Below are 1115 nucleotides of genomic sequence, written 5' to 3'. Positions count from 1 at the left end.
CCCGCGCGTGGCTGGCCAGCCCGGCCAGGGCATTGGCGGCGACCGCCGCCGCGCTGGTGCCGATCGCGACATGCGCGTCGCGCAGCCCGACCAGATAGACCATCAGCGGCACCGCCAGGATCGACCCCCCGCCGCCCACCAGCCCCAGGGTAAAACCGACCAGCACGCCCGACAGCACGCCCAGCCCAGCCTGCACGGGTTCCATCGCGACGGCCGGCCCGCTTACAGCGTGTCCAGCGGGATCTTGATATAGCGCGTGCCGTTCGATTCCGGCGGCGGCAGGTGCCCGCCGCGCATATTCACCTGCACCGAGGGCATGATCAGCCGCGGGAGGTCCAGCGCCGCGTCGCGCGTCGTGCGCATGGCCACGAAACTGTCCTCGGCCACGCCGTCATGCACGTGGATATTGCCCGCGCGCTCGGCCCCCACCGTGGTTTCCCAGGCGAAATCGGGCCGCCCGGGCGCCCCGTAATCGTGGCAGAGGAACAGCCGCGTCGCATCCGGCAGCGACAGCAGCCGCCGCGTGGACCGATAGAGCATCCGCGCGTCGCCGCCGGGGAAATCGGCCCGCGCGGTCCCGTAATCGGGCATGAACAGCGTGTCGCCGATAAAGGCCGCGTCGCCGATCACGAAAGCCATGTCGGCCGGGGTATGGCCCGGCACATGCAGGGCGATCGCATCGATCGCCCCCAGGCGGAACGTCTCGCCATCGGTGAACAGACGGTCGAACTGCGATCCGTCGCGGGCGAATTCGGTGCCCTCGTTGAAGATCTTGCCGAAGACCTGCTGCACGCGGACGATTTCCGCCCCGATGGCCAGCGCCCCACCGGTCTGATGCTGCAGCCAGGGCGCCGCCGACAGATGGTCGGCATGGACATGGGTTTCCAGATGCCAGGCGACCTGCAGCCCCTCGGCCCGCAGATAGTCCAGGACGGCCAGCGCCGACAGGTGCCCCGTCCGGCCCGAGGCCGGGTCGTAATCCAGCACGCTGTCGACCACCGCCGCCTGCCTGGTCGCCGGATCATGCACCACATGGGTGGCGGTAAAGGTCGCCCGGTCGAAGAAGCTGCGCACCACCGGCGCGTCCGGCCGGCCCGACCAGGCGGCGACCTGCC

General features: G+C 70.5%; 2 protein-coding genes. Both read right to left on the bottom strand.

Annotation, left to right across the window (positions count from 1 at the left end; genetic code table 11):
• Window positions 1-205 (bottom strand): TSUP family transporter (locus HUK84_RS19540; RefSeq protein WP_176641692.1); only part of this gene is annotated, 205 nt, incomplete at its 3' end.
• 17 nt (window positions 206-222) lie between these two features.
• Window positions 223-1115 (bottom strand): MBL fold metallo-hydrolase (locus tag HUK84_RS19535; protein ID WP_176641691.1); only part of this gene is annotated, 893 nt, incomplete at its 5' end.

The sequence above is a fragment of the Nguyenibacter vanlangensis genome (assembly GCF_013376155.1).
GTDB classification, from domain to species: Bacteria; Pseudomonadota; Alphaproteobacteria; order Acetobacterales; family Acetobacteraceae; genus Gluconacetobacter; species Gluconacetobacter vanlangensis.
Note: the sequence above shows the minus strand (reverse complement) of the source record. Positions and strands in the feature narration are given on the sequence as shown.